Below are 22,978 nucleotides of genomic sequence, written 5' to 3'. Positions count from 1 at the left end.
ACGGGAAAATAGGGCATCCTGCGGCGCATGAAAATTTCAGCTGCTCCCGTCAGTTACCAAACCCACGTCCGCCCGTCGCAAGCAGTGGACATGATTCGTCACTGTAAAGCGTTACAGCGGGCGTTCGACCGCCTGACGGATACCTCCCGGGACCCAAGGCGCTTTCTCGACGCCAGTGCGACATATGACCCCCAGATGGTGGCCGTGCAATGGGTGTCTCGGCCAGAAGTGCCCGCCTTCCGTGAAGCCGCACTCAACAATCACTTCGTCTGTGCGAACTGGAAGGCCTTTGATGAGCTCCAAGGCGATGGTTTCCGATCAAGGGAGGCGTTGTTAGAGGGGCGACCTCTGACCCTGAAGATGATAGATGGGGTTGTGTGATGGCAATTCGTATCAAAGGAAAAGATTTTCAAAAACTTGAAGAGCGAAAAAAGCGACAGCTTAGAATGTTTGCTGAGATCGAGGGTTGCAGTGTGGAAGAGCTGCTTGCTAGGGCTGATTCTTTCGATAATTCTTCCGAGAAAAATCCGCCTCAGCCAGAAGTTTCAAAGACGAATCGGGACAAGACTCCCTCAGCACATCAACAATCAAACGATGAAAAAAATCAGCCGCTTGGCGAATGGGGAATGAAGGCGCATATGGCCGCCAAGGGCATGACAGAAATGTCCTATCCAAGCCCATTTTCGCATCCCTATACGCAGAAACCAGCCCCCATTCAGTCGCAACCCCAAGCACCGCAACTGGTTGGCCAGGATAAGCCTCGCCCTGATTATCGTCAACGACGAGTTGATCGTGTCTCATCGATACTGGTAGACCGATATAGAAGAATCACCAATGAGGCCAACAGCTCTTTGTTGTTTGATACCTATAAAGGGCGCGTGTTGCCAGAGGTTCTTGATGCCATTTCTTCGTCTGTAGCGACTCAATATCGAAGCATTCACGGGTCTGAAGTTCCTAAGACAGATATTAGAAGAGCGTTCGATCATTTTTGTGAATCAGTGGCACCCTACGAAACAAAGGTTTTCTTTGGCCGAGCGGGTTATGATCCTGTAAGTCGCCGGAGATTTATCCATGCAACGGCAGGACAATGCCTGATGGTTGATGCAGGTACAATGTACCATCAAACGCAGGTCGGTCAGCCATTCATTCTTCCCTTTAAAAGTCGAGACTTGCCTCAGACGTCTAACATTGGCAACCATAGCACCTTTTTGATTGACTCCTTATTCGATATTTCCGCATTGCCGAGCGAGGCGGATTTATTGATTGTTGCCTGGATGGTACTAAGCTGGATGCCCGATAGAAAGCAGGTCATGCTTGAGTTGCTTGGCGCCCCTTCTTCGTCAATGGAAAAAGCGCATTCCCTCATTAAGTGCGTGGTAGACCCCTCTACAGAATCTTGGCAAAACGAGTTGCCGAACCACGTAAAGCAATTCAACGATGTTGCGCTTCAGCACTACTTGCTTAGCTTCAGTCAGGTTGTTGATTTGACGCCTATACAACAAGATCATTTATTCAATCTGATGCGCGGCAAGCCAATCGATTGGAAGTGGAAGGGAAAGAAGGTTGTTGCCAATATTACCGTTCAATGTCCGGTAATGATCAGCAGCCTGGAAAGCGTTGTGACCGTGCCAAAGCTTGCCGACTCGACCTTAAGCATTGAAGTAGAAGAGAACGAAAGCCGCTACGAAATCCCAGAGCAACTCCAATCAATAGAGTCGGCTCTAGTGGCGGGATTGCTGATGATCTTCGGGCATGTCAACGCTCGGTGGGCCATGGTCGAATATGATAGGCGTTTTGACCATTATGGCGGGCTGGCCGATCTCTGTCGAGTAGGAGAGCTAGTAGCAGAAAGCTTAAGGCGAGATAAGGCCGAATTTTGGCATCAATTTGAGACTAATCAGCGAAGCCGACGTCAGTTCGAGCTCGAAGAGTCGCCTGTAGCCATGGCCATCCTAAAGATGCTGGCTGATGAACCATCGGGTGTGATTGACATGCCTGTCAAAAGGTGGCTTTCCCGACTGAAACCATATTGTCCTGAGAGCACGCCTCCCGAGCAGTGGCCAACCACTTCTAGAGGGTTATCTGCAAAATTCAAGCTAGCGAAACCTCTGTTGCGCGACTTCGGTATCACCCTTGCTTCGATCGGCAGGCGCGGCCCGCAGTGCTACTGGCGAGCTGAAAAGACCCAACCTTCTTCAGTTGAGGAATGAACGTCAGTGCCGTTCAGAGGCGTGACGTTGTGAAATGGAAATTGATAAAAACGGAAAAATGACGCGCTCTTTAGGGTTTTTTTGCCTATTCTGCTTTCTCAATATCACGTAGTCCTGCCTTGATGGGCATCTACCCACCGCTGCAGTAACGTCGTGCCCGGGGCTTTTGGCATGCGCCGGAACTGCAGCCACTCCTCCAGGGTGCGATGGGGCACCCCCATCTCCTCGGCCATTTGCGCCTGGGTGATCTTACGGATCTTGGCCAGCTCCTTGGCATCACTTATCAGCCGTCGTTTGGGCTCATTCCGCTCCATCTCAGCCAAGCGTTTTTCCTCCGTGGGCGGATACGATGGTGGGGTATGCCAGATTGGAGGCGATGGCTCGATGACAGGATCGCGCGCATGGATAGTCTGCTGCTGGGCTTCCCACTCAGCCTTGCTGATTGCCTGCCAGGGTAATAGGGGCGGCCTGCTACTATCGTCGTGATGACGTGACTCTTCAGGCGGATCGGTGGGATGATGTTTCGGGGGGAAAATGGACATCGTTTTACTCCAATGGATTGACGAAAAGGCCTACCATGATCAGGGAAGGCCCAGTAGAAAAGCGGGGAGAAAGTAGCCCGTCATTGGGCGCCGCAAGACGGAATCACCGGCTTATTCCCGTGACTGCCGTGACGACTCATACCATGAGCGAATAACCATCAAGATGAATGGTCAGCGGGCAGATGTGTGACGTGCCGACGCTGATGCTCGGCCTAGGCGGCTGAGAACTTCCTAGGTCGACCAGGGCGTGGTCCGTCGGGCAAGGTTGGCGTTGGGCTGGTCTGGAATGTACGACCAGTGACCAGCATGGCGGCGTACTCATCGATCTTGGTCAGGTAGCGAGCGATGTAGTCCAGGCCGCGCTGCTTTTTGAAGTCGTGGTAGTCGATGCGCCCCAGGGCGTTGTAGTGATAGACGTTCTCAGCATTGCGATTGCAGTTGAAATAATGCCCTTGTCCTCCTGTGATCGAGCGCACCCAAAGCTCGCCGATAAGCCGAGCCTGGATAATGTCTTCCTGTACCTGATGCCCATCGAAGAAGAACAGGAAATGGTAATGAAATCCTTTCTGAGGACGCCATTCAAGCTTCCAAGCATAGCCAATCAAGTGATCAAAGAGCGCGTGGGAGTGAAACATCCGGCACAGCTGTTCACGATGGTAGCGCGCCGTCTCATAGTTGATATACGGTCCATCCATCTCGGTATAGCTCAGATCGACTCGCAGTACCGTCAGGCGGCTATGACAGGCGAATAGGGTATCCATTAGATCCCGGAGACTCTGGTAATTGTTGCGGCTATTGCGGCGATTCCGGTTGCACTCGTAGGCAAAGTCCGGCTGCTTCATGCATTGGTACCAGGCCGTCAGTCTCTGATTGAGGTCGACGACCGTCTGCTCTGCTACCTGTCGGCTCATGGGCGGTGGCTGATGGAATCCTGCCTCACGCAGGTAGGCACAGCTCGCAAACGCCCAAAGGAAACGCTGGGCGTGAGGGCTCGGCCGATAGTGCTGACCGATGTCAGTCTCCTGGAACATCGTCAGAAGCACCGTATAGAGCGTGGTCAGCGTGTCCAGTAGAGCGTCCGGTGCCAGCACCACGACATCACTGCCGTATCCATCTGGCAGAATCAGCCGTTTACTCTGCAGCAGCGTACCGGTGATGGCCAAGCCTTTCAGCTGCCGATCCACCTCGATCAAGTCCTGTCGCCAGAGGTGGTGGGAAAGCGTGGCGATCTCCTGCCCTAAGGCGGAAGTCTCCAGCACGGTGCTGCTCATGCCTTGGCAGATGGCCAGCATTTCCGCTTCGCTCAGGGTATCGTCGTTAGCATCATCGTACATGGGGGATTGCCTCTCTTGATGGTGTTGGAGCGTTTCGCTCGTACCATCGCCGAGGCATGTAGAAATTTACGTCACCGCCGGGAAACGTGGCAGGCCATCTCCAAGAGGCCTGACCACTTCGAGGTCTCGCTGGCTGCGTGATGCTGTCCAAGACTGGAAGGTCGATTTGATCCTTTTGGGGATCTCCCCTCCCAACCTATGGTGTCTCTTTGATGCTGCCTATTGGGCTCTTACTACGTGAGCCCATTGTCTGTAGAGCTATTGATTACCCCTTATAGAACCCATGATTATATCTAATAACATACAAAGCCAAATGCCATATCCCGCTCAGAGAGGGCATAGCCGGGGATTGACGAACCGCTGCCCAATGAATGCCAGGGATTTGCCGGTTAAGCCATTGAAAAAGTTAGTGTCGTAGACAAGGTGCACCACTGGGCTGCCTGCTCACTGATTCGATTCAAAAAAATCTCAGCCCTGTACTACCACGATGAAGCCCCAGACGACTGGGTTCTCAGCGTTCATCAAGGAGCTACTGCCATGTCCACAAGCTGCCCAAGCTGTGGCTCACATCACGTCATGTCCCGACACCACGGCCGCAAGGTGTGCGGTGTTACCGGCGCTGCCGCCGGAATGGCTTCAGGATCGGCTGGAGCCCTCAGCGGTGCCAAGACCGGCGCCATCGTGGGGGCAATGGCCGGTCCTGTTGGTATCAGTGTCGGTAGCATTACCGGTGCCGTGCTGGGCGGCCTAATTGGCTGTGCCGCTGGCGGCGTCACCGGCGCACGTCTCGGCGCACAGCTTGACGACAAGGTGCTCGACAACCATCAGTGCGGCGATTGCGGTCACAGTTTCCGCCCCGTGGCGGACTGATCCCTACGCTCATCCCTGTTTTCCCTCAACTCTCGCGAGCATGGCCCGCTGCCCTTCGGTGGCGGGCTGCTATGCCGTGTTCACAACATTTCAAGGAGCTATATCCATGGCACATCTGATCGAACAAATGGCTTACGTCGGCGACACCCCTTGGCATGGCCTGGGGCAGCAGCTGTCGCGTCATCAACCGCTGGAGGTCTGGCGGCAGCAGGCCGGCATGGACTGGCACATCGAGGCATCCCCGGTGCGCTTCATCGCCGATGGCGCCGGGCACCTGGGCAGCATCCACTCCTTCCCGGAACAGAAGGTGCTCTATCGCTCGGATACCCGGGCACCGCTGTCGGTGGTCTCCCAGCGCTACAAGGTCGTCCAGCCGGAGGAGGTGCTGGAGTTCTACCGCGACCTGACCGAGTACGCCGGTTATGAGCTGGAGACCGCCGGGGTGCTCAAGGGAGGCCGCAAGTTCTGGGCGCTGGCCCGCAGCGGCCTGGGCACGGCCTTGAAGGGGCAGGATCAGGTCAACGCCTACCTCTTGCTGGCCACGTCCTGTGACGGCTCCCTGGCAACGGTGGCGACGCCCACGTCGGTACGGGTGGTATGCAACAACACCCTGACCATCGCCGTGGACGGCATGGCGCAGGGAGTGAAAGTACCGCACAGCACCGAGTTCAACCCGCAGCGGGTCAAGCAGCAGCTGGGTATCTCGGTATCCCAGTGGGACGATTTCATGTACCGCATGAAGACCCTGGCCGAGCGCAAGGTGAGCCAGGAGGAGATCAAGAGCTATTTCCAGTCTGTCATCTGCAACGCTGAGGAACCGCTAGACGATCCCTCCAAGCTGCCCAACGTCAGGGCGCTCAACCGCGTCCAAAAGCTCTACCACGGCGAAGGGCGGGGCTCGCAGCTCTGCACGGCCCAAGGCACCGCCTGGGGCCTGCTCAACGCCATCACCGAGTACGTCGACCACGAGAAGCGCGCACGCAGCAACGACTACCGCATGGATTCCGCCTGGTTCGGTCAAGGCGCGAGCCTCAAAGACAAGGCCCTGGCATCGGCCATGGCGCTGGTCGCCTGATCTTCATTCATTTCATTCCCATCACGGCATAGCGCCCGGCCCCCACCAAGGCCGGGCGTTTCTGTGTCTGGAGGACTCATGTCATCGCGATTGTCATTCGAGATCTGCCGCGCCCTGACCCAGCTGACTCGCCAGCTGCTGGGGGCCAATGAACGTGAAACCCATACCCACGTGCTGGCCGAGGGCCGGGTCTACCGCGTGGTCGTGTCGCTGGAGCCGGTCCCGGCCGAGCAGCTCCACGAGATCATCAATCACTATGTGTAAGGAGGTCATCATGGCGACCACTACCCAACCAACGCATTCATCCAAGGGATCTGGGCATAACGGCCAAGTGTCGACGGCCCAGCCGTTGCAGGAGAGCACCGCGATCATCCAGGTGATCGAGCGTGCTGCCCTCAACCCCGAGGTCGATATCGACAAGATGGAGCGCCTGCTGCAGATGCAGGAGCGCGTGCTCGATCGCCAGGCGCTGATGGCCTATAGCGCCGCCATGGCGGCGATGCAGACAGAACTCCCGAGCATTACCGAACGAGGCCAGGGCAACAACGGCGCCTACGCCACCTTGGAGGATATCGTCGACACCGTGCGCCCGATCATGCAGCGCCACGGCTTCGCGGTGAGCTTCCGTATCCAGACCCAGGAGCGCGGTATCCAGGTGACCGGCGTGCTGATGCACCAGGGGGGCCACCGCGAGGAGACCAGCATGCTGCTGCCGGCGGACGTCAGCGGCAACAAGAATGCCGTACAGGCCTTCGGCTCCTCCACCAGCTACGGCAAGCGCTACGTACTGTGCGCGCTGCTCAACATCACCACCCGCGGTCATGACGACAACGGTCATGCTGCAGCACCGCCGGTGAAGGTGGTCACGCCGTTCCAGGCCAGCCTGCTCAAGCAGCTCATCACCGCCTGTCCCGTCACTACCCAGGAGTGGTTCGTCGGCAAGTACGGCGAGGTCGAGCGGGTCCCCCGCAGCGATTTCGACAAGCTACGCGCCTCCCTGCAGAAGCGAGCCCTGCCCAATCACCAACGTCACTGAGTCATCGGCGAGGGACTACCCTCGCCGCTATGCCGTCATGTCACCCAAGGAGATCGTCATGCAGATCCTGACACTGGAACAGGGCACGCCCGAGTGGCATGCCGCACGCCTCGGTATCGTCACCATGTCAGAGCTGAAGACTCTGCTGGTCAAGGGCAAGGGGCCGGCAGGCTTCGGTACTGGCGCCATCAGCTATATGCATCAGCTGATCGGCGAGCGCATCACCGGCGAGCCCAGTGATGCCTTCCAGGGCAATACCCATACTCAGCGTGGCCACGAACTGGAACCGGTGGCCCGCGAGCTCTACCAGGAAACCACTGGCCTGCCCCGACTGGAGCAGGTCGGCATCATCCTCAACCACGGGGTGGGCTACTCCCCCGACTGCCTGGTGGACAGCCAGGGGCTGGCCGAGATCAAGACCAAACTGCCCAAGTACCAGATCGAGCTACTGCTCGAGGGAGAACTGCCCCAGGAGCATGTGGCCCAGTGCCAGGGAGGCCTGTGGGTCAGCGAACGGGAATGGATCGACTTCGTCAGCTACTGGCCGGGTATGCCGCTGTTCGTGAAGCGCGCCTATCGGGACGAGGCGCTGATCAGCACCATCGCCGAGCGGGTCGAGGCGTTCTACGAAGAAATGGAGCGCCGCACTGCGCAAGTGATGGCGGCCTGAGGAGTCAATCATGAACCATCGCAAGCTGAGTGCCGGCGAGACCGCCGGCACTTATCGCATCACCGACACGGTGACCGAAGCGGAACTCCTGAGCATCGCCAAGGCTTTCGCCCGTCGTCGTCTGGCCAGGGGACGCAAGATCACCCAGCCAGCGCTGGCGTTCGAGTACCTGCAGATCCTGCTGCAGGACTACGAGCACGAGGTGTTCAGTGCCATCTTCCTTGACAGCCAGCACCGCGTGATCAGCTTCGAAGAGCTCTTTCGCGGCACCATCGACTCGGCCAGCGTCTACCCCCGTGAGGTGGTCAAGCAGGCACTGGCCAACAATGCCGCGGCGGTGATCCTGGTCCACAACCACCCTAGTGGCGACCCCGAGCCCAGTGATGCCGACAGGCGCATCACGCAACGGCTGAAGGACGCGCTGGGACTGGTCGAGGTGCGAGTGATCGACCACATCGTGGTGGGGAGCGAAGGCTGCGAGACGTTTGCAGAGCGGGGATATCTGTAGAGTTGAGTTAGATACCACGACATAGCCTCGATGCTGCCCCCATGGGGGCAGCATCGGCATATCGATTTATTTTTTTGTCCATTACTGTCCAATGAAGTGTTTTTCAAACCAGCAGTAAAAAAATGCTTTATATAGCCTCTTTTGTCAGTATCATAGCTCCACGCAGAGACATTAATTGACATAGGAGGCTATATGCCAAGTGAAGCTGAAAGTCTGTCGCGTGAGCTTAATGATGAACTAACTCCTGAGCAAATTGAGTTGGAAGAGGAGGATTCGATGATTTGTGCAGCGGAAGAAGAAGATGCACATAACGCTGCGCTTGACCTCTACGAACCACAGGAAAAAGATGAAGACCAGAAATTATTAGAAAAACTACATACAAATGGGATGATTCAGTACCAGTATGATGAAAGCTTCAGGGAGGAGGTTAAATTGAGAGAGCTTATGATTAAAGCGGGAATTGACATCCCGCTAGACCAATTTCGATCACCAATACAGTTCAACCCTGTTGTCGTTTAGAAACAACGGGCTACATCTACACGCACCTTCTCTGCTTTCAGCATCAGACTGTGAAGAATCCCGTGTATTGGAAAGGACTATGGTCAACACTCGGTGATCCGGAGCCAAACGACAATGATCGGTCCGTCACCCAGCGTCTCGGGGAAGCACAGAGACTGGTGGAGGTGCGTATCATGGACCGCATCGTGGTGGAAAGCGAGTGATATTAACCCTATGCGGGGTTGCGGCATCGAATTGCCCGCATTACGACATAAACCGGTGCCGCCTTCAGGGCGGGACCGGTGAGCGCGTGTCCATTTTATTTTTTTGCTAGTAAAAAGTTACGACCAAGAGCGGACGTTCGGCTACACCTCATATATCGTCGCCAAAACATGCAGCTTAGTAGTTTAGCCGAATCCAAAACGCGGAAAATACGCTGAACTTGACGTGAATAAGCCTTTTACGCTAGAAGCTTATGAACTGAATATCGTAAAACTTAAACCAACATACACTACGTAACCGAGCATGAGCAACCCACCTTCGAGCCTGCTAAGGCGACTCCCTGTGTATAAAAAAATCAACAGAATCAGCGACGTTCCCAGCATGACCCACTGATCAAACTGCAAGATTCGCTCATGGACTGGAAGAGGCTGCAGGAACGCGGAAATGCCGAGTATTCCCAGGAGATTGAAAGTGTTGCTTCCCAGAATATTTCCAATAGCAACATCGGCATGCCGCCGTAATGCCGCGATTACTGAGATGGAAAGCTCGGGCAGGGACGTACCAACCGCAACAAGGGTCAGGCCTATTACAGCCTCTGAGACACGAAATGATTCGGCTATTCCCACAGCTCCCTTTAGCAGAACTTGCGATCCCGCGATTAAGAGCCCCAAACCCAACACAATCGCTATGGCTATCCATAGCGTAGTTTTTGGCAACGAAGTCATCTCCTTCCCTTCAGCTCTGTGTAACTCTGCGGAAGGAATTTCACCGGACCGTTCAGTCAAATAAGCCCAGACCAGATAAGCGGCTAGCGCAAAAAGGAATATGGCAGCGTCAGACCTTTCCAAGGCATCCCCACCGACAAGAACAAGAAACAAAATGCTAGCCGCGACAACAGTGACGCCATCACGCCGCAACACCAGCGGCTTAACGGCAAGCGGCGTTATCAGCGCGCACAAACCTAGAATCAGCAATATATTGCCAATATTGCTCCCCACAACGTTACCGATTGCGATGTCTGGCCGCTCACTCAAAGCCGCTTCGATTGAAACAACCAACTCTGGAGCAGACGTACCGAAACCAACAATCAGAAGCCCGCTGAGCAAAGGTGAAATCCCCAGTCGATTTGCAGCAGCCAGAGAACCTCTGATAAGTGCCTCACCGCCACCTGTCAGAAGCAAAACCCCGATCGCGACAAGCAGCAGGTTCAACAAAGTTTTAGCCTCCAGCCTCGGCATTAATAAGAAATTTCTGAATTTTCATGAAATAACTAACAGCAATTACCATGCCTGCTGCCTTTTCCTGAATCTCATTTTTGCGTCGTAAGCAGAAAATTGCCTTGCATCAAGCATAGGCGAACCTTCCACTTTCGGCCAGAAGCAGCCATCCCTAATCAAAAAAACTGATGTGAATTTTGCAGCGAGAGTAGAAGCTTGGCGTCCGGTAGCGATCGTCTGATTTGGAGCTTCGCATGGTCGCTGAGGTCCCAAACGTCATTGTTGAAAGGGAGAGTTTAGTTGTTGAATGAGCTTTCGCTAACGGTCCGCGACGGGCGTTAGAAAAGGCGTCGACGAGCAGACCACGACTCGCCTTGCGCCTCGAGTGAGAGCAACATAGAGGTGTTGCGCAGTCATGCGCTCTGGCTCAAGAATGACCGCAACGTCAGCCTCCAGCCCTTTCAGAAGAAGCGTACTTCCAACGGCACGTCGGCCCAACGGCCGACCCAAATGGCGGTTTCGCTCGCGAGCCTGAATCGCCGCACCAATGAACCCACCTTCGCTCCCGGCTGCTCTCAGCGCTGCGATACAGCAGTGCAGCACTTCGGGTCGGTAGACACGCGCACCGCGTTGGTCCGCAAGAGACTGTAGCATATCGATTGAGGACGTGTAGCTGGGAGCCGCCATGAACGCCACTGCTGCGGCTTCAGCAGGCGTCGCGGGCGTGCGGGCTCGGCCGCCTCGTATCGTTTCAACTCGTGTGAGTAAGTTTGCAGCCCCCACTCCGGTCATTAGTGAAGACGCAAATTTGACAATTTGCCGCAGCGCGCTGGGGCTATCCAAATCAAACTGGCGGGCAAAGTTCACTAGGTCTTTCAGGTCGACCGCCTCGACGGAAGTGGCGCCCGGCGTCTGCATTGTGAGTTGATGGCGACCATTAACATTAATGGAGTCGCCAATTATGAGAACGCGACCGTCACGGTTTGGCGCTTCTGTCCGGGCAGCTATTAGTCGCTGCTGTAGTTCCATACCTTGGTTTAATTGAACCCATTGGACTTCCTCTGGTGCTTCACGCAGATCCAAAGGCTGACCAGACAACAGTGTTGTGCGGGCTCCGAGAAGCCAGTCACCCAGGGCACCCGTGCCTGCGAGTCGCCAACGCCAAGGAGTTTGCAGTGCACCGATTGGTGGGAACGCAGCCTGAACTTCCCGCTCCCAATGAACAAGTGGATCGCGGAAGCCAAATATTGCCTGCATCGGGTCACCAAGGATGCAGGTTGGCAATACCCGTGCGATGGAACAAACTATGGCATGCTGCGAAGTGTTGCAGTCCTGGTACTCGTCGACCAGCAAGCGCGAATATGTCGAGGCTATGGGATCTCTGATGTGATCGGCCTGAAGCAGGCCGTACACGGCACCTCGTATGGCAGGATAGTCGGCGTTCGGGTTGGCTAGTTCGAGAACGCGCGCGCTGAGGTCTGTGCGGAGCGGAAACTTGGCCGCTAACCCCATCGCTAAACCATCTATGGTCGACACCTTGTACGCTGAACTCCTGACACCGCCACGCTGGAGCCTAATGCGTAGAGCGTTGACTCCAGCATTTGTGTGCGTCAATACTAAGACTGGTTTGTTGTCGGCGTGCTGACTCAGCGTGTCTACTATAAGCTGAGTCTTACCACATCCGGCTGGGGCGGTGACGGAGCCTAAGTGCGTTTGAAAGATGTCAATTTCAAGTGGCGGCACTCATCCACCTCCAGAGCTGGTCCGTAATTTCTTTAAAACCCGGTTCTGTCTGCGAAATATTGGGGCCGACGACGTCTTTAGCTATTTCTTGGAAACCGCTCACTGACTTGAACCATCCGTTCTTATTATTGCGAGCGGCAAGCCCGAGTAATCTTCGATTCTCAGGCGTATATCCGTCTATCAGTCGTTCGGCCTCCATGCTATCTAATGTGACTTTTCCGCTAGACTTCGACTTAATGTGCTCAGCCATGAGCTCACGACCAACCATCTCATCCGCTTTATTCAGCAAAGCCTCTACCGCGTCATCGCTTAAATGGAGGAACAGCTCATCCTCGAGTGCCAAGCCGTCTCGCCACATGATGTACTGACCGCCAGACGCAACGAATCTATCGATAAGACCGTCAGTTGACACAGGCTTATCCCCATCGACGAAGACTAAGACGCGATAGCCCAGCTTGAGGAATATTTCCCCTCGTGTGAAGCATTGATCGGGACTTCCCCCGCCTGCGTCCACGTATGAGCCTCCAAGAGCAAGGAATGAAGTAGCACCACATTGGGACCACCACTGGTCCATTCCCCGGGCGAATCCAACCTCGCTAGCGCCTTCACAGACGATAATGGACTTGGACAAGAATGCCTCGGCCGCCTTGCGCAGTGTGCCTTGCATGCCATTGTCTTTACCGGGGCTTGTAGCCGTGTGAATGCCCGAGCGCTGGCGCACAACGAAAAGCTGATTTCCAGCGAGTTCTCTGAGCGTGACCGGTGAATGGGTTGTCATAAAGACCTGCAGCGGCTCCGCTGCATCCTTAGCACCGAGAGAATCTAGCAATCGCATGAGCCGATGCGGTTCCAGGCCGTACTCAACTTCGTCTACGAGTGCGACGGTCGCGGCCGCCGCTGCGGCTCTTTGCAACCCCGCAACGAGGAGACGCCCCGACCCGGTGCCCAGCGAGCGCAGAGGAATACCAGCCTCGCTGTGAAGCGCGATAGCACTATCGCCAATTGACACCGAGTGAGCATCAAGTAACGCCTGGGCGTTCGCGCCGACGGCTACGCCCAAGCTGGTAGCTGTCTGAGTAACCATTTGCAGGGTCTGGGCGAGTTGAGGACCAGCTTGTACACCAAAGGTGGCCCGGGCGGCGCGTGCCGCGCCGACGAGCTCCGACCCGAGGTCTGTCTGTTCTTCCGTAAGCCGGTTCAACACAGAACCCTTAGCCCAAGAAAGGTTTGAATGTGCATAGGTACCGATTCGAGCTGGAACTAGCAGGTTTCGGTCCTTCCAGGCCAGAGACCGTTCCAGTTGCTGGTGGGCGGCTCGCTCGGAATAGAGCGTCCAACTCGGCTCGAGGTCGGCATTGACCTCCAGCTTAAGCGTCAAAACGGTTTCGAAACCTGCACGTGGTTCGTCTTCAAGCTGCCCGGTGCCAAGATCGAATCCTCGAAGAAACTCTCCGTAGATGTCGATGTTCTTCAGCGTGTCAGGTAGTGCACCGAGCGTGACCGCAATCACGACGGGGCGGGTAACGTCCAGGCCGAAGAAGTCAGTATCGGCAAAAGACATGCTCCTACGCGCGCCTAGGCACAGATTGATGGCATCGAGGATGGTCGACTTGCCGCTGTCACCCGGGCCAATAAGGCAGTTCACGCCGTTGGACGGTGTCCAATCGAGCGTCTGTATTGAGCGAAAATTGCGAATTTCAAGGCGACGGATGCGCGTCATGCTTCCTCCCAATTAGCCTGTTAAATATCTCAATACGGCGACAAGCTGCCTAAGACAAGCAAGGTTACTTGTCAGACGCCCTTTAACGTCAGCTTTTCTATGAAGCCAATCACAGAATCGAGCGTTCGCGTTAAATATTCCTATTTGGCATCCTCACTTAAATGGTATTAATAAATATTATTATTTGTCACGATATACGAAACTATTATGCCTTGGCCTGAATAAAACGATTAAACGAGTATGTTGATTCTGTCGAATGTCCGCTTTGGGTCGTGAAGCGACATCCCACCTGAAGCGTTCGGTGTTTCGATCATGGCATCTAATCTTGGTATTCTAATGTTCCGTCAGCCTAGCACTTTCATCACTAGCTTGCCCATGCTCAGCGAGCAACCGTGAAAGGCAGGCCTTGGCAGGAGCCGTGCCACAGCTGATACTGTATATAGAGACAGCATTCAGTGAGAGGCACTCTTCCATGCAACCCAATACCCCCTATCGCGCCCACCCCGCGCCGCCACTGTTGGCACTACCGTACCCACTAGCCCTCGGCCGCGCCGGGCTGTCGGGCTTTCCCAGCCCCGCGCAGGACTACGAGGGCCGCACGCTCGACCTCAACGAGCACCTCATCAAGCGCCCGGCCAGCACCTTTTTCATGGGCGTCACCGGCGACAGCATGGAAGCCTTCGGCATCCACGATGGCGACACTCTGGTTGTCGATCGCTCCCTCGACCCGCGCCCCGGCCACATCCTGGTCGCCCTGGTCGAGGGTGAGATTACCATCAAGCGCTACCAGCAGATCGGCAACCGCCCCTACCTCTGCTCGGGCAACCCGCGCTACCAGCCCGTCGCCCTCACCGACCTCGACTGCCAGGTGTGGGGCGTGGTCCGCTCCGTCATCCACGAATTTCAGGTGTAGCCATGATCGGTCTGATCGACTGCAACAACTTCTACGTGAGCTGCGAGCGCGTGTTCAACCCACGCCTCGACGGCCGCCCCGTAGGCGTCATGTCCAACAACGACGGCTGCGTCATCGCCCGCAGCAACGAGATCAAACCGCTGGTCAAGATGGGTGCACCCGCTTTCCAGCTGCAACAACTGGTGCGCAGCGGGCAGATTCACCTTGTCTCATCTAACTACGAGCTCTACGGCGACATGAGCCGCCGCGTGCAATCGGTCCTTGAGGAGTACACCCCCGAGGTCGAGCCCTACTCCATCGACGAGATGTTCGCGCACTTCCACGGTTTCACCCCCGCCGCCCTGCTCGAGCACGCCCGGGAACTCCACCACAAGGTGCGCCAGTACACCGGCATTCCCGTCTGCGTCGGCGTCGCGCCCACCCGCACCCTGGCCAAGCTCGCCAACCGCGCCGCCAAGAAAATCGACGGCTACGGCGGCGTCTGTGTGCTCAACGCCGGCAGCGCCGAACTCAAAGGCATCTTGCAGCGCACCCCTCTCGATGATATCTGGGGCGTCGGCGGCCGCCTGCGCGAGCGCCTCGCCGTCATGGGCCTGCGCACCGCCTGGGACCTCGCCCAGCAGGACCACAAAGCCATCAAGCGCAAGTTCAGCACCACCCTCGAGCGCACCGTGATCGAGCTACAGGGCAAGCCCGCCATCGATATGAACGACCCTAGCGAGGGCCGCCAACGCATCATGACCTCGCGCTCATTCGGCCGCCTGACCGAGAGCAAAGCCGAGATCCATGAAGCCATTCGCCAGCACGGTCAGCGCAGCGCCGAGAAACTCCGCAGCCAAGACAGCCTCGCCCGCGCCGTGATGGTCTTTCTCAAGACCAACCGCCACCGGCCAGACCTGCCCCAGTACTCTCCCAGCATCGTCGTCGAGCTCGCGCACCCCACCGACGACAGCCGAGAGATACTCCACGCGGCCAGCCACGCCCTCGAGGAGATCTACCGGCCCCACTACCGGTTCATGAAAGCCGGCGTCATGCTGCTCGACCTCATCGACGCCAATCGCCAGCAACTCTCGCTACTTGATACCCCACAAAGCGGGGCCGAACGCGAACGCAGCCACAAGCTGATGGCAACGCTGGATGAACTGAACAAGAAGATGGGCCGTGGCACGGTGAAGTTAGGTACCCCCAGCCCCGGTGCCGCCTGGCACTTGCGCTGTGCCCATCGAACGCCGCGCTGGACTACGCGCTGGGAAGAGATACCCAAGATAAGCTGAAGCCCTACGCTGATCATCAAAGGCGCTGTAGCTAACGGCCCTATGCGAGACCGGATGGGGCAGGCCCTGCAGAGTGGAAGTGGTGGTTTGCAGAAAGGAAGCAGCCTCCTCCAGAAAGAAGGCGCTCAATGCAGAAGGCAGAAATCAAGGCGGGAACGGGCTCTCGAAGTCTGTCAGGCGCAGCTGGATTGTCCGAGAGGCTCCAGCTCGATTCAGGGAAAGCCAGCACAAGGGTGTGGGTCAAAGTGTGGGTCAAAAACTTTCTGGCAAAGAAAAAGCCGCTGATTTCAGCGGCTTATTCATATTCAGTGGCGGAGGGGGAGGGATTCGAACCCTCGAAGCCTTGCGACTTACACACTTTCCAGGCGTGCTCCTTCGACCACTCGGACACCCCTCCACATTGCGGTCCTCACGCCCTTCGGCTGTGCCTTGTACGTCAGAACGGCGCAAATACTAACGGCTTAAGTGCGCGTATGCAAGCCAGTTTTCGGCTTTCCCCGGCTCAAACGCCGGCCAGAACGGCGTAGTGGCCGCGCGCTTCCAGGCAAAGCGTGTCGCCGCACCAGAGCTGCTGGGCCAGACTGATCCGCCCTCGCCCACGGCTCTGCAACTGCGCCGCCAGGCTATCGGGCCCTTGCGGCGATTCAGGCGCGCAGGTCATGCGGTAGTCGCCGATCACCGGCGCCAGGAAGCGCTGTGTGGCCTCGGCCACGACGACGTCGCGGGCAAGCCCATGCTCGCGCAGCCAGAGCGTGGTCCAGCACCAGCCCAGCAGCGTGGTCTGGGCGGTCAGCCCCCCACCGAAGCCGGTGCCCTTGTCGTTGAGGTTGGGTGCCAGCGAGAGTGCCCACACCAGGCTCTCCCCTTCCCAACGCATCTCGCGAATGCCCAGGTGTTCGACCAAGGGGATCGCATCTCCGAGCCAGGCGAGGAAGGCCTTCAGGTCGTCCCGCTGGCCGGATTCGGGCAGCGGCAGGCGTGGATGGGGTATGCCGACTTTGCGCATCGTGTCAGGTCCAGCGTTCGACGAAGTCGCTGAGCCGGTGTTCGGGAACGGGTCTGTGGCGCCCGCCGAGCTGTCCCAGGTAGATGAAGGCGATCAGCTCGTCGTCCTCTTCCAGACCGAGCCCCTTGCGCACGGTGGGGTCGAAGGCGTACTTGCCGCTGCGCCACATGGCCCCCAATCCCAGGGCGTGGGCCGCCAGCAGGATGCCGTGGCCGGCACAGCCGGCCGAGACCACCTGCTCGATCTTCGGCACCTTGGGAATATCCGGTGTCACCTTGGCCACCACAGCGATGATCATGGGGGCCCGATGCGGCTTCTTGCGCACGGCATCCAGGGTCGCATCGTCGACATCCGGGTCCTCGCGGAACTCGGCTTCGGCGAACAGCTCGCCCAGGCGGTCGAGCCCTTCTCCCGAAAACTCGATGAAGCGCCAGGGTCGCAATTCCTTGTGATCGGGTGCCCGCAGTGCGGCCCGATAGATCGCTTCAAGCTGCTCGGGGCCAGGCGGCGGCCCCATCAGCTTGCCCATGGAGCTGCGTTCATGCAGCAGCGTCATCGCATCCATGATGCTCTCCTCATCGGCGGCGCATTAGCCCGTCGGTTACCGGTTCGAATCTAGGCTTTGTCCGAAAAGTGCCTGCGCTTGGCCATACGGCGTTAAAAATCAGCTCAAAGTACTCATTTACACCCCGTAAACTCCGCTTTGGACTCGCGACATCCATGTCGCTCGCTCTTTGAGCAGCGGAACTGCCCAGATCGGCTTTCCTGCCGATTTGTCGCCAATTTTTGCCTTGCGACCCACATGGATGTGGGAAGTGCGTTGGCCCGTAGGGAACGGGCCTAGCCCTGACCTTCGCTCGCCGACTTTTCAGACGAAGCCTAGAGCACTTTACCAAATTGCGCGTAAAGCATCGCCCAATCGGGCGGTGATATAAGCGCGCACCGCGTAGCGGTGCTTATCTTGAAACAACTCAGAACCCCTGATATTTTTCCAGTATGGCAAAACGAGCGTATAAAGAGCGGTTCTATCCCACGCCCGAGCAGGCTTTGCTCCTGGCAAAGTCGTTCGGTTGCGCACGTTTTGTCTGGAACAATACACTGGCGTATCGTACCGAGGCGTATCAGCAGCATGGGCAGTCGGTATCGCACTCGGCAGCGGAAAAGCGGCTGGTCGTACTCAAGGCGGAATATCCATGGCTGGGCGATGTTTCCAGCGTCATTCTGCAACAAACCCTGCGCGACCAGAAAGCGGCCTTCGACAACTTCTTTAACCCCAAGCTCAAGGCTCGCTATCCGCGTTTCAAGCGCAAGGATAGCCGACAGTCTATCCGACTAACCAAAGCCGCTTTCCGCTATCGGGATGGCGAAATCACCATCGCCAAGTCGAAGGTGCCATTGCCGATCCGATGGAGCCGCCCGCTGCCCTGTGCGCCCTCAAGTATCACGATCTCGCAAGACCACGCTGGTCGCTACTTCATCAGCTGTCTTTGCGAGTTCACGCCGAAGGTTCTGCCGGTGACGCCCAAAATGACGGGGATTGATCTGGGCCTGACCGACCTGTTCATCACCAGCGAGGGCGTGAAATCGGGCAATCCGCGCCACCTCAAGCGCCATGAGGCCAGGCTGGCGCACCTGCAGCGCCAACTGGCCAAAAAACAGAAAGGCTCCAACAACCGTAACAAGCTGCGCCGGAAAGTGGCGCGGCTGTATGCCAAAATCGCGGATTGTCGCCGCGACGCCATCCACAAAGCGACCCGTACCCTCGTCAACGAAAACCAAGTGCTGTGTGTCGAGTCGCTGAACATCACCGGCATGGTCAAGAACCGCTCACTGGCCAAGGCCATCAGTGATGCCGGCTGGGGCGAGTTCGTGCGCCAGCTTGAGTACAAAGCGGAATGGGCGGGCCGACAACTGGTGAAAGTGAGCCAGTGGCTGCCCAGCAGCAAAACGTGCCACGGCTGCGGGCACAAGGTCGAAAAGCTGCCGCTCTCGCAACGCCGCTGGCACTGCGAGGGCTGTGGTCAAGCTATCGACCGCGACATCAATGCAGCGAAGAATATCAGAACCGCCGGGCTGGCGGGGTTAGCCTGTGGAGCGACCGGAGCGGGGGCAGTGGCCTAGCCACTGCCTAGTGAAGGCGCGTTGAAGCAGGAAGGTTCACGGGGCGACCCGGAACCCTCGCCCAAAGCGCGCAGCGCGGCGGGCGGGGAGTGTCAGCCAAGCTGCTATTGTCGTGCCAACCGCAGCGGCTCGGGCGGCCTCTCGCCGGGGGTGGCGCGCCAGGGAGAGATATCCAGCCCGCCGCGACGCACGTAGCGCGCCAGCACCAGCAGCCGTTCCGGGCGCGCCCGGGTCATGAGGTCGGTAAAGATGTGCTCGACGCAGTGTTCGTGGAAATCCTGATGCTGGCGGTAGCCAATCAGGTAGCGCAGCAGGCCTTCACGGTCGAGCTTCGGTCCACGATAGCGGACCAGCACGCTGCCCCAGTCGGGCTGGCCGGTCACCGGGCAGTTGGACTTGAGCAAATGCGAGTATAGCGTCTCCTCGACGACCTCCTCTGCCACCTGCAGATGCTCGGCACTGGGCGTGTAGTTCTCTATCTCGATATCCAGTCCGTCGAGGCACTCGCCCGGCAGGTGCTGCACGGCAAGCGCATCGTCGTCGACAGAGTACAGTTCGACCGATACCGGTGCTCCGGCCGCCTGGGCCAAGTCGCGCGCGAGGGTATCGATCACCTGCTCGCGGCTGTTGAAGCGAGTCTGGTTGAAGCTGTTGAGATAGAGCTTCCAGGACTTGGACTCGATCAGGTTCGGCGAGTCTGCCGGCAGGCTGAAGCGTGCCACGGCGACAATTGGCTTGCCGCGCCCGTTGAGCCAGGAAACCTCGAAGGCATGCCATTCGTCCTCGCCGACAAAGGGCAGGCTGCCCTCCTCGATGCCCAGCGGCGCACGGTTGGCAGCGCGGGGAATGGGATAGAGCAGCCCGGCGTCGTAGTGCTCGGGGTAGGCGGACTCGCGCCCCAGCGGGGCATGCTCGAGGGTGTCGGGACGATGATGTGTCATCAGCTGCGAATTCCTTTGCCGCTTTCAAGCATCCACAGGGCGATGGCGAACAGTACCACGATGAAGGTGACGATAGCGGCCAGCGCCCAGCCCACCGGAATGTCGGAGACACCCAGAAAACCGTAGCGGAACACGTTGACCATATACAGAATCGGGTTGAGCATCGACACGCCCTGCCAGAAGGACGGCAACAGCGAGATCGAGTAGAAGACCCCGCCCAGGTAGGTCAGCGGTGTCAGGATGAAGGTCGGCACGATCGAAATGTCGTCGAACTTCTTCCCCAGCAGAGCGTTGATGAAACCGCCGATGGAGAACAGCGCGGCGGTCAGCACCACCACCGCCACGGTCAGGAACGGGTGTGCCACACTGATGCGGGTGAAGAACAGCGACACGATGGTGACGATGAGCCCCACTCCCAAGCCGCGTGCCATGCCGCCGAACACGAAGCCGGCCAGGATCACCCAGTTGGGCATGGGCGAGACCATCATCTCCTCGATGGAGCGCTGGAACTTGTTGGAGAAGAAGCTCGATGCCACGTTGGAGTAGCTGTTGGTGATCACTGCCATCATGATCAGCCCGGGGACGATGAAGTCCATGTAGCTGAAGCCGTCCATCTCACCGATGCGCGGTCCGATCAGGTTGCCGAAGATGATGAAGTACATGGTCATGGTGATCGAGGGCGGCAGCAGCGTCTGCGGCCAGATCCGAGTGAAGCGCTTGATCTCCTTGTGCACCAGGGTCAACAGGGCGATGGCAGTCTGGATCGAATTCATGAACGGCTCTCCCCGCGCTCGGCTTCGGCCTTTTCCTCGTTGCCCTGCTCGACCATGGTAACGAACATCTCCTCGAGCCGGTTGGCACGGTTGCGCATGGAAACCACCTGGATGTCTCGCTCACTCAGCGCCGTGAAGACATCGTTCAGGCGCTGGCCTCGATGGACCGCAACAGCCAGCTGGGCTGCATCTACCTGGCGCACCTCGAAGCCATCGATGGCCGGCACATCGCTCACCGGGTGGGCCAGGTCGAGCAGGAAAGTCTCGGTGTCGAGCTCGGCGAGCAGCCCGCGCACGCTGGTGTTACGGATGATCTCGCCGTGATTGATGATCGCCACGTTGCGACAGAGACTCTCCGCCTCCTCGAGATAATGGGTGGTCAGGATGATGGTCGTGCCCTCTTCGCGATTGATGCGACGCATGTACTCCCACATGCTGCGACGCAGCTCGATATCGACGCCAGCGGTGGGCTCATCGAGAATCAACAGCTTGGGCCGATGCATCAAGGCGCGGGCAATCATCAGGCGGCGCTTCATCCCACCGGAGAGCATGCGGGCGTTACCGTTGCGCTTGTCCCAGAGGCCAAGATCCCTGAGCAACCGCTCGGCCCTTGGCAGGGCCTCGCGTCGCGACATGCCGAAGTAGCCCGCCTGGGCCAGCACAATGTCGATCACCTGCTCGAACTGGTTGAAGTTGAACTCCTGCGGCACCACGCCCATGTGATACTTGGCCTTGGCAAAGTCTCGGTCGATGTCGATGCCAAAGATCGATACCTTGCCGGCGCTCTTCTGCACCAGTGAACAGACGATGCCGAGGGTGGTGGACTTGCCGGCACCGTTGGGGCCTAGCATGGCAAAGAAGTCACCCTGCTCGACGTCGAGATCGATTCCCTTCAGGGCGTGAAAGCCGTTGCCGTAGACCTTGGTCAGGCCACGAATCGACAGCGCCGGTTCGGCCATGAGACATCCTTGTGTTGGGATAGCTTGTGTTGGGATAGCTTGTGTTGGGATAGCTTGTGTTGGGACAGACAGCGAGTTCAAGACATTAGGGCGCGAAGGAGCTTTTCAAGTCGCGACCAGGAAAAACGCAAACGGCCTCGCCCATGGGCAAGGTAATCGAAATCGAGGGGGAGCCTTTGGTTGGCAAGGCGATGCTCTACCACTGAGCTATTACCGCTTATCGAAGTCGCCTGGACAGGTCAAACTAATTGGCGTCCCATAGGGGGTTCGAACCCCTGTTCCCGCCGTGAAAGGGCGGTGTCCTAGGCCACTAGACGAATGGGACTTATCTGGAGCGGGAAAGGAGATTCGAACTCCCGACCCTCGCCTTGGCAAGGCGATGCTCTACCACTGAGCTATTCCCGCTTATCTAACAGTCTATTCTTACAGTCTGTTCTCACAGTCTATGCTATCGGCAATGCATACTGGAAGAGTGGCGTCCCATAGGGGGTTCGAACCCCTGTTCCCGCCGTGAAAGGGCGGTGTCCTGGACCACTAGACGAATGGGACGCAATGACTTCCAAAAACGACTTTCAAAAAACTTGGAGCGGGAAAGGAGATTCGAACTCCCGACCCTCGCCTTGGCAAGGCGATGCTCTACCACTGAGCTATTCCCGCATTCCGGTACCTGAAGAAAACGAGTGGCGTCCCATAGGGGGTTCGAACCCCTGTTCCCGCCGTGAAAGGGCGGTGTCCTGGACCACTAGACGAATGGGACGCAGCCGTCTCGCTTCAACGAGGTGGCGCGAATCTTACTCAAGCGCCTCGGGGCTGTCAACCGTCGACCTTGAACGCCCCGGAGATGGAAATCGCAGGCCCATCCGTTGTCTCATGTAAGCCATGCTGGCCAGGCCCGAAATGGATGGCATGATGGAAAGTACCACCCCCAGGAGGAGAGATGCCATGCGCAGAAAGATCGATAAGAGCGAGGCCGAATGGCGTGAACAGCTCAGCCCCGAGCAGTACCGGGTAACCCGGGAGAAAGGTACAGAGCCGCCCTTTTCCGGCGATCATCGGGTCAGCGACGAGCACGGCATCTACCACTGTGTCTGTTGTCATGCACCGCTGTTCGAGAATGAACACAAGTTCGACGCCGGCTGTGGCTGGCCGAGCTTCGACCGGCCATTGGGCAAGTCCGCCGTAGAAGAGAAGCCGGACGATGCCCATGGCATGCAGCGCACCGAGGTAGTCTGCTCCCACTGCGACGCGCATCTGGGACATGTCTTCCCCGATGGCCCGCCGGAGTCCACGGGGCTGCGCTATTGTATCAACTCCGTGGCGATCACCTTTCACCCGGGAGAGTAAGT

General features: G+C 57.7%; 23 protein-coding genes and 6 tRNA genes. 13 read left to right on the top strand and 16 right to left on the bottom strand.

The window, feature by feature from the left end; genetic code table 11:
• Window positions 1-380 precede the first annotated feature (380 nt).
• Window positions 381-2,210, top strand: coding sequence for a hypothetical protein (locus DU490_RS16980; protein ID WP_147270450.1), 1,830 nt, complete (start codon window positions 381-383; stop codon window positions 2,208-2,210).
• Between the two features lie 104 nt (window positions 2,211-2,314).
• Here the strand turns inward: DU490_RS16980 and DU490_RS07805 are convergent, their stop codons facing one another.
• Together DU490_RS07805 and DU490_RS07800 are read right to left on the bottom strand one after the other, a co-directional pair.
• On the bottom strand, window positions 2,315-2,533 hold the full coding sequence (locus DU490_RS07805; RefSeq protein WP_114573752.1) for a DNA-binding transcriptional regulator: 219 nt from the start codon (window positions 2,531-2,533) through the stop codon (window positions 2,315-2,317).
• A 431-nt stretch (window positions 2,534-2,964) separates the two neighbouring features.
• Entirely contained in the window at window positions 2,965-4,086 is a 1,122-nt protein-coding gene (locus DU490_RS07800) for an inovirus-type Gp2 protein (RefSeq protein WP_114573751.1), read from the bottom strand.
• Between the two features lie 537 nt (window positions 4,087-4,623).
• On the opposite strand from DU490_RS07800, the gene DU490_RS07795 reads away from it, so the two are divergent.
• From DU490_RS07795 to DU490_RS17620, 8 genes are all read left to right on the top strand, one after another.
• A complete protein-coding gene (locus DU490_RS07795; RefSeq protein WP_114573750.1) occupies window positions 4,624-4,956 on the top strand; it encodes a hypothetical protein in 333 nt (110 codons plus the stop codon).
• 106 nt (window positions 4,957-5,062) lie between these two features.
• Window positions 5,063-6,031 (top strand): DUF932 domain-containing protein, encoded by a 969-nt coding sequence (locus tag DU490_RS07790; protein WP_114573749.1) that lies wholly within the window; start codon window positions 5,063-5,065, stop codon window positions 6,029-6,031.
• 78 nt (window positions 6,032-6,109) lie between these two features.
• Window positions 6,110-6,295: a hypothetical protein gene (locus DU490_RS07785; RefSeq protein ID WP_114573748.1), complete on the top strand. Its 186-nt coding sequence runs from the start codon at window positions 6,110-6,112 to the stop codon at window positions 6,293-6,295.
• 10 nt (window positions 6,296-6,305) lie between these two features.
• Window positions 6,306-7,067 carry an ERF family protein gene (locus DU490_RS07780; protein ID WP_114573747.1) on the top strand — a complete coding sequence of 254 codons (762 nt, stop codon included), beginning with the start codon at window positions 6,306-6,308 and terminating at the stop codon, window positions 7,065-7,067.
• Between the two features lie 58 nt (window positions 7,068-7,125).
• Entirely contained in the window at window positions 7,126-7,737 is a 612-nt protein-coding gene (locus DU490_RS07775; protein WP_114573746.1) for a lambda exonuclease family protein, read from the top strand.
• Between the two features lie 10 nt (window positions 7,738-7,747).
• The gene (gene radC, locus DU490_RS07770; protein ID WP_114573745.1) at window positions 7,748-8,245 is read left to right on the top strand and encodes a RadC family protein; all 498 of its coding nucleotides are present in this window, start codon (window positions 7,748-7,750) and stop codon (window positions 8,243-8,245) included.
• 192 nt (window positions 8,246-8,437) lie between these two features.
• On the top strand, window positions 8,438-8,764 hold the full coding sequence (locus DU490_RS07765) for a hypothetical protein (protein WP_114573744.1): 327 nt from the start codon (window positions 8,438-8,440) through the stop codon (window positions 8,762-8,764).
• Between the two features lie 50 nt (window positions 8,765-8,814).
• Window positions 8,815-8,967 (top strand): JAB domain-containing protein, encoded by a 153-nt coding sequence (locus DU490_RS17620; RefSeq protein ID WP_404872839.1) that lies wholly within the window; start codon window positions 8,815-8,817, stop codon window positions 8,965-8,967.
• A 249-nt stretch (window positions 8,968-9,216) separates the two neighbouring features.
• Here DU490_RS17620 and DU490_RS07755 read toward each other — a convergent pair whose 3' ends face one another.
• The 3 genes from DU490_RS07755 to DU490_RS07745 all read right to left on the bottom strand — a co-directional run bounded on the left by DU490_RS07755 (window position 9,217) and on the right by DU490_RS07745 (window position 13,645).
• Entirely contained in the window at window positions 9,217-10,203 is a 987-nt protein-coding gene (locus DU490_RS07755) for a calcium/sodium antiporter (protein WP_114573742.1), read from the bottom strand.
• Window positions 10,204-10,500: 297 nt separating this feature from the next.
• Window positions 10,501-11,925 (bottom strand): UvrD-helicase domain-containing protein, encoded by a 1,425-nt coding sequence (locus DU490_RS07750; protein WP_114573741.1) that lies wholly within the window; start codon window positions 11,923-11,925, stop codon window positions 10,501-10,503.
• The gene (locus DU490_RS07745) at window positions 11,912-13,645 is read right to left on the bottom strand and encodes an ATP-dependent endonuclease (RefSeq protein WP_114573740.1); all 1,734 of its coding nucleotides are present in this window, start codon (window positions 13,643-13,645) and stop codon (window positions 11,912-11,914) included. Before DU490_RS07745 ends, DU490_RS07750 begins: the two co-directional genes overlap by 14 nt.
• Before the next feature lie 472 nt (window positions 13,646-14,117).
• On the opposite strand from DU490_RS07745, the gene DU490_RS07740 reads away from it, so the two are divergent.
• Window positions 14,118-14,558 carry a LexA family transcriptional regulator gene (locus DU490_RS07740; protein WP_114573739.1) on the top strand — a complete coding sequence of 147 codons (441 nt, stop codon included), beginning with the start codon at window positions 14,118-14,120 and terminating at the stop codon, window positions 14,556-14,558.
• A 2-nt stretch (window positions 14,559-14,560) separates the two neighbouring features.
• Entirely contained in the window at window positions 14,561-15,832 is a 1,272-nt protein-coding gene (locus tag DU490_RS07735) for a Y-family DNA polymerase (RefSeq protein ID WP_114573738.1), read from the top strand.
• A 309-nt stretch (window positions 15,833-16,141) separates the two neighbouring features.
• Here the strand turns inward: DU490_RS07735 and DU490_RS07730 are convergent.
• From DU490_RS07730 to DU490_RS07720, 3 genes are all read right to left on the bottom strand, one after another.
• Window positions 16,142-16,229: transfer RNA gene (locus tag DU490_RS07730), tRNA-Ser, on the bottom strand.
• Window positions 16,230-16,334: 105 nt separating this feature from the next.
• Window positions 16,335-16,838 carry a YiiD C-terminal domain-containing protein gene (locus tag DU490_RS07725; protein ID WP_114573737.1) on the bottom strand — a complete coding sequence of 168 codons (504 nt, stop codon included), beginning with the start codon at window positions 16,836-16,838 and terminating at the stop codon, window positions 16,335-16,337.
• Between the two features lie 4 nt (window positions 16,839-16,842).
• Window positions 16,843-17,403 carry a nitroreductase gene (locus DU490_RS07720; protein ID WP_114573736.1) on the bottom strand — a complete coding sequence of 187 codons (561 nt, stop codon included), beginning with the start codon at window positions 17,401-17,403 and terminating at the stop codon, window positions 16,843-16,845.
• A 431-nt stretch (window positions 17,404-17,834) separates the two neighbouring features.
• Between DU490_RS07720 and DU490_RS07715 the strand changes: the two genes are divergently transcribed.
• Window positions 17,835-18,959 (top strand): RNA-guided endonuclease TnpB family protein, encoded by a 1,125-nt coding sequence (locus DU490_RS07715; protein WP_114573735.1) that lies wholly within the window; start codon window positions 17,835-17,837, stop codon window positions 18,957-18,959.
• Window positions 18,960-19,063: 104 nt separating this feature from the next.
• Here the strand turns inward: DU490_RS07715 and queF are convergent, their stop codons facing one another.
• From queF to DU490_RS07675, 8 genes are all read right to left on the bottom strand, one after another.
• Window positions 19,064-19,900: an NADPH-dependent 7-cyano-7-deazaguanine reductase QueF gene (queF, locus tag DU490_RS07710; protein WP_114573734.1), complete on the bottom strand. Its 837-nt coding sequence runs from the start codon at window positions 19,898-19,900 to the stop codon at window positions 19,064-19,066.
• On the bottom strand, window positions 19,900-20,673 hold the full coding sequence (locus DU490_RS07705; RefSeq protein WP_114573733.1) for an ABC transporter permease: 774 nt from the start codon (window positions 20,671-20,673) through the stop codon (window positions 19,900-19,902). Before DU490_RS07705 ends, queF begins: the two co-directional genes overlap by 1 nt.
• Complete coding sequence (locus tag DU490_RS07700; protein WP_114573732.1) at window positions 20,670-21,632, bottom strand: ABC transporter ATP-binding protein; 963 nt, start codon at window positions 21,630-21,632, stop codon at window positions 20,670-20,672. Before DU490_RS07700 ends, DU490_RS07705 begins: the two co-directional genes overlap by 4 nt.
• A 249-nt stretch (window positions 21,633-21,881) precedes the next feature.
• Window positions 21,882-21,957: transfer RNA gene (locus DU490_RS07695), tRNA-Glu, on the bottom strand.
• A 5-nt stretch (window positions 21,958-21,962) separates the two neighbouring features.
• A tRNA-Gly gene (locus DU490_RS07690) sits at window positions 21,963-22,037 on the bottom strand.
• 68 nt (window positions 22,038-22,105) lie between these two features.
• Window positions 22,106-22,181 (bottom strand) — tRNA-Glu (locus tag DU490_RS07685).
• A gap of 33 nt (window positions 22,182-22,214) precedes the next feature.
• Window positions 22,215-22,289: transfer RNA gene (locus DU490_RS07680), tRNA-Gly, on the bottom strand.
• A gap of 24 nt (window positions 22,290-22,313) precedes the next feature.
• Window positions 22,314-22,389, bottom strand: a tRNA-Glu gene (locus tag DU490_RS07675).
• A 185-nt stretch (window positions 22,390-22,574) separates the two neighbouring features.
• Between DU490_RS07675 and msrB the strand changes: the two genes are divergently transcribed.
• Window positions 22,575-22,976 (top strand): peptide-methionine (R)-S-oxide reductase MsrB, encoded by a 402-nt coding sequence (msrB, locus tag DU490_RS07670; RefSeq protein ID WP_114573731.1) that lies wholly within the window; start codon window positions 22,575-22,577, stop codon window positions 22,974-22,976.
• The last annotated feature ends 2 nt before the right edge of the window (window positions 22,977-22,978 follow it).

This window comes from Halomonas sp. DQ26W (genome assembly GCF_003339685.1).
In the GTDB taxonomy this organism is placed as follows: Bacteria; Pseudomonadota; Gammaproteobacteria; order Pseudomonadales; family Halomonadaceae; genus Halomonas.
This window is presented reverse-complemented; position numbering and strand designations above follow the sequence as displayed.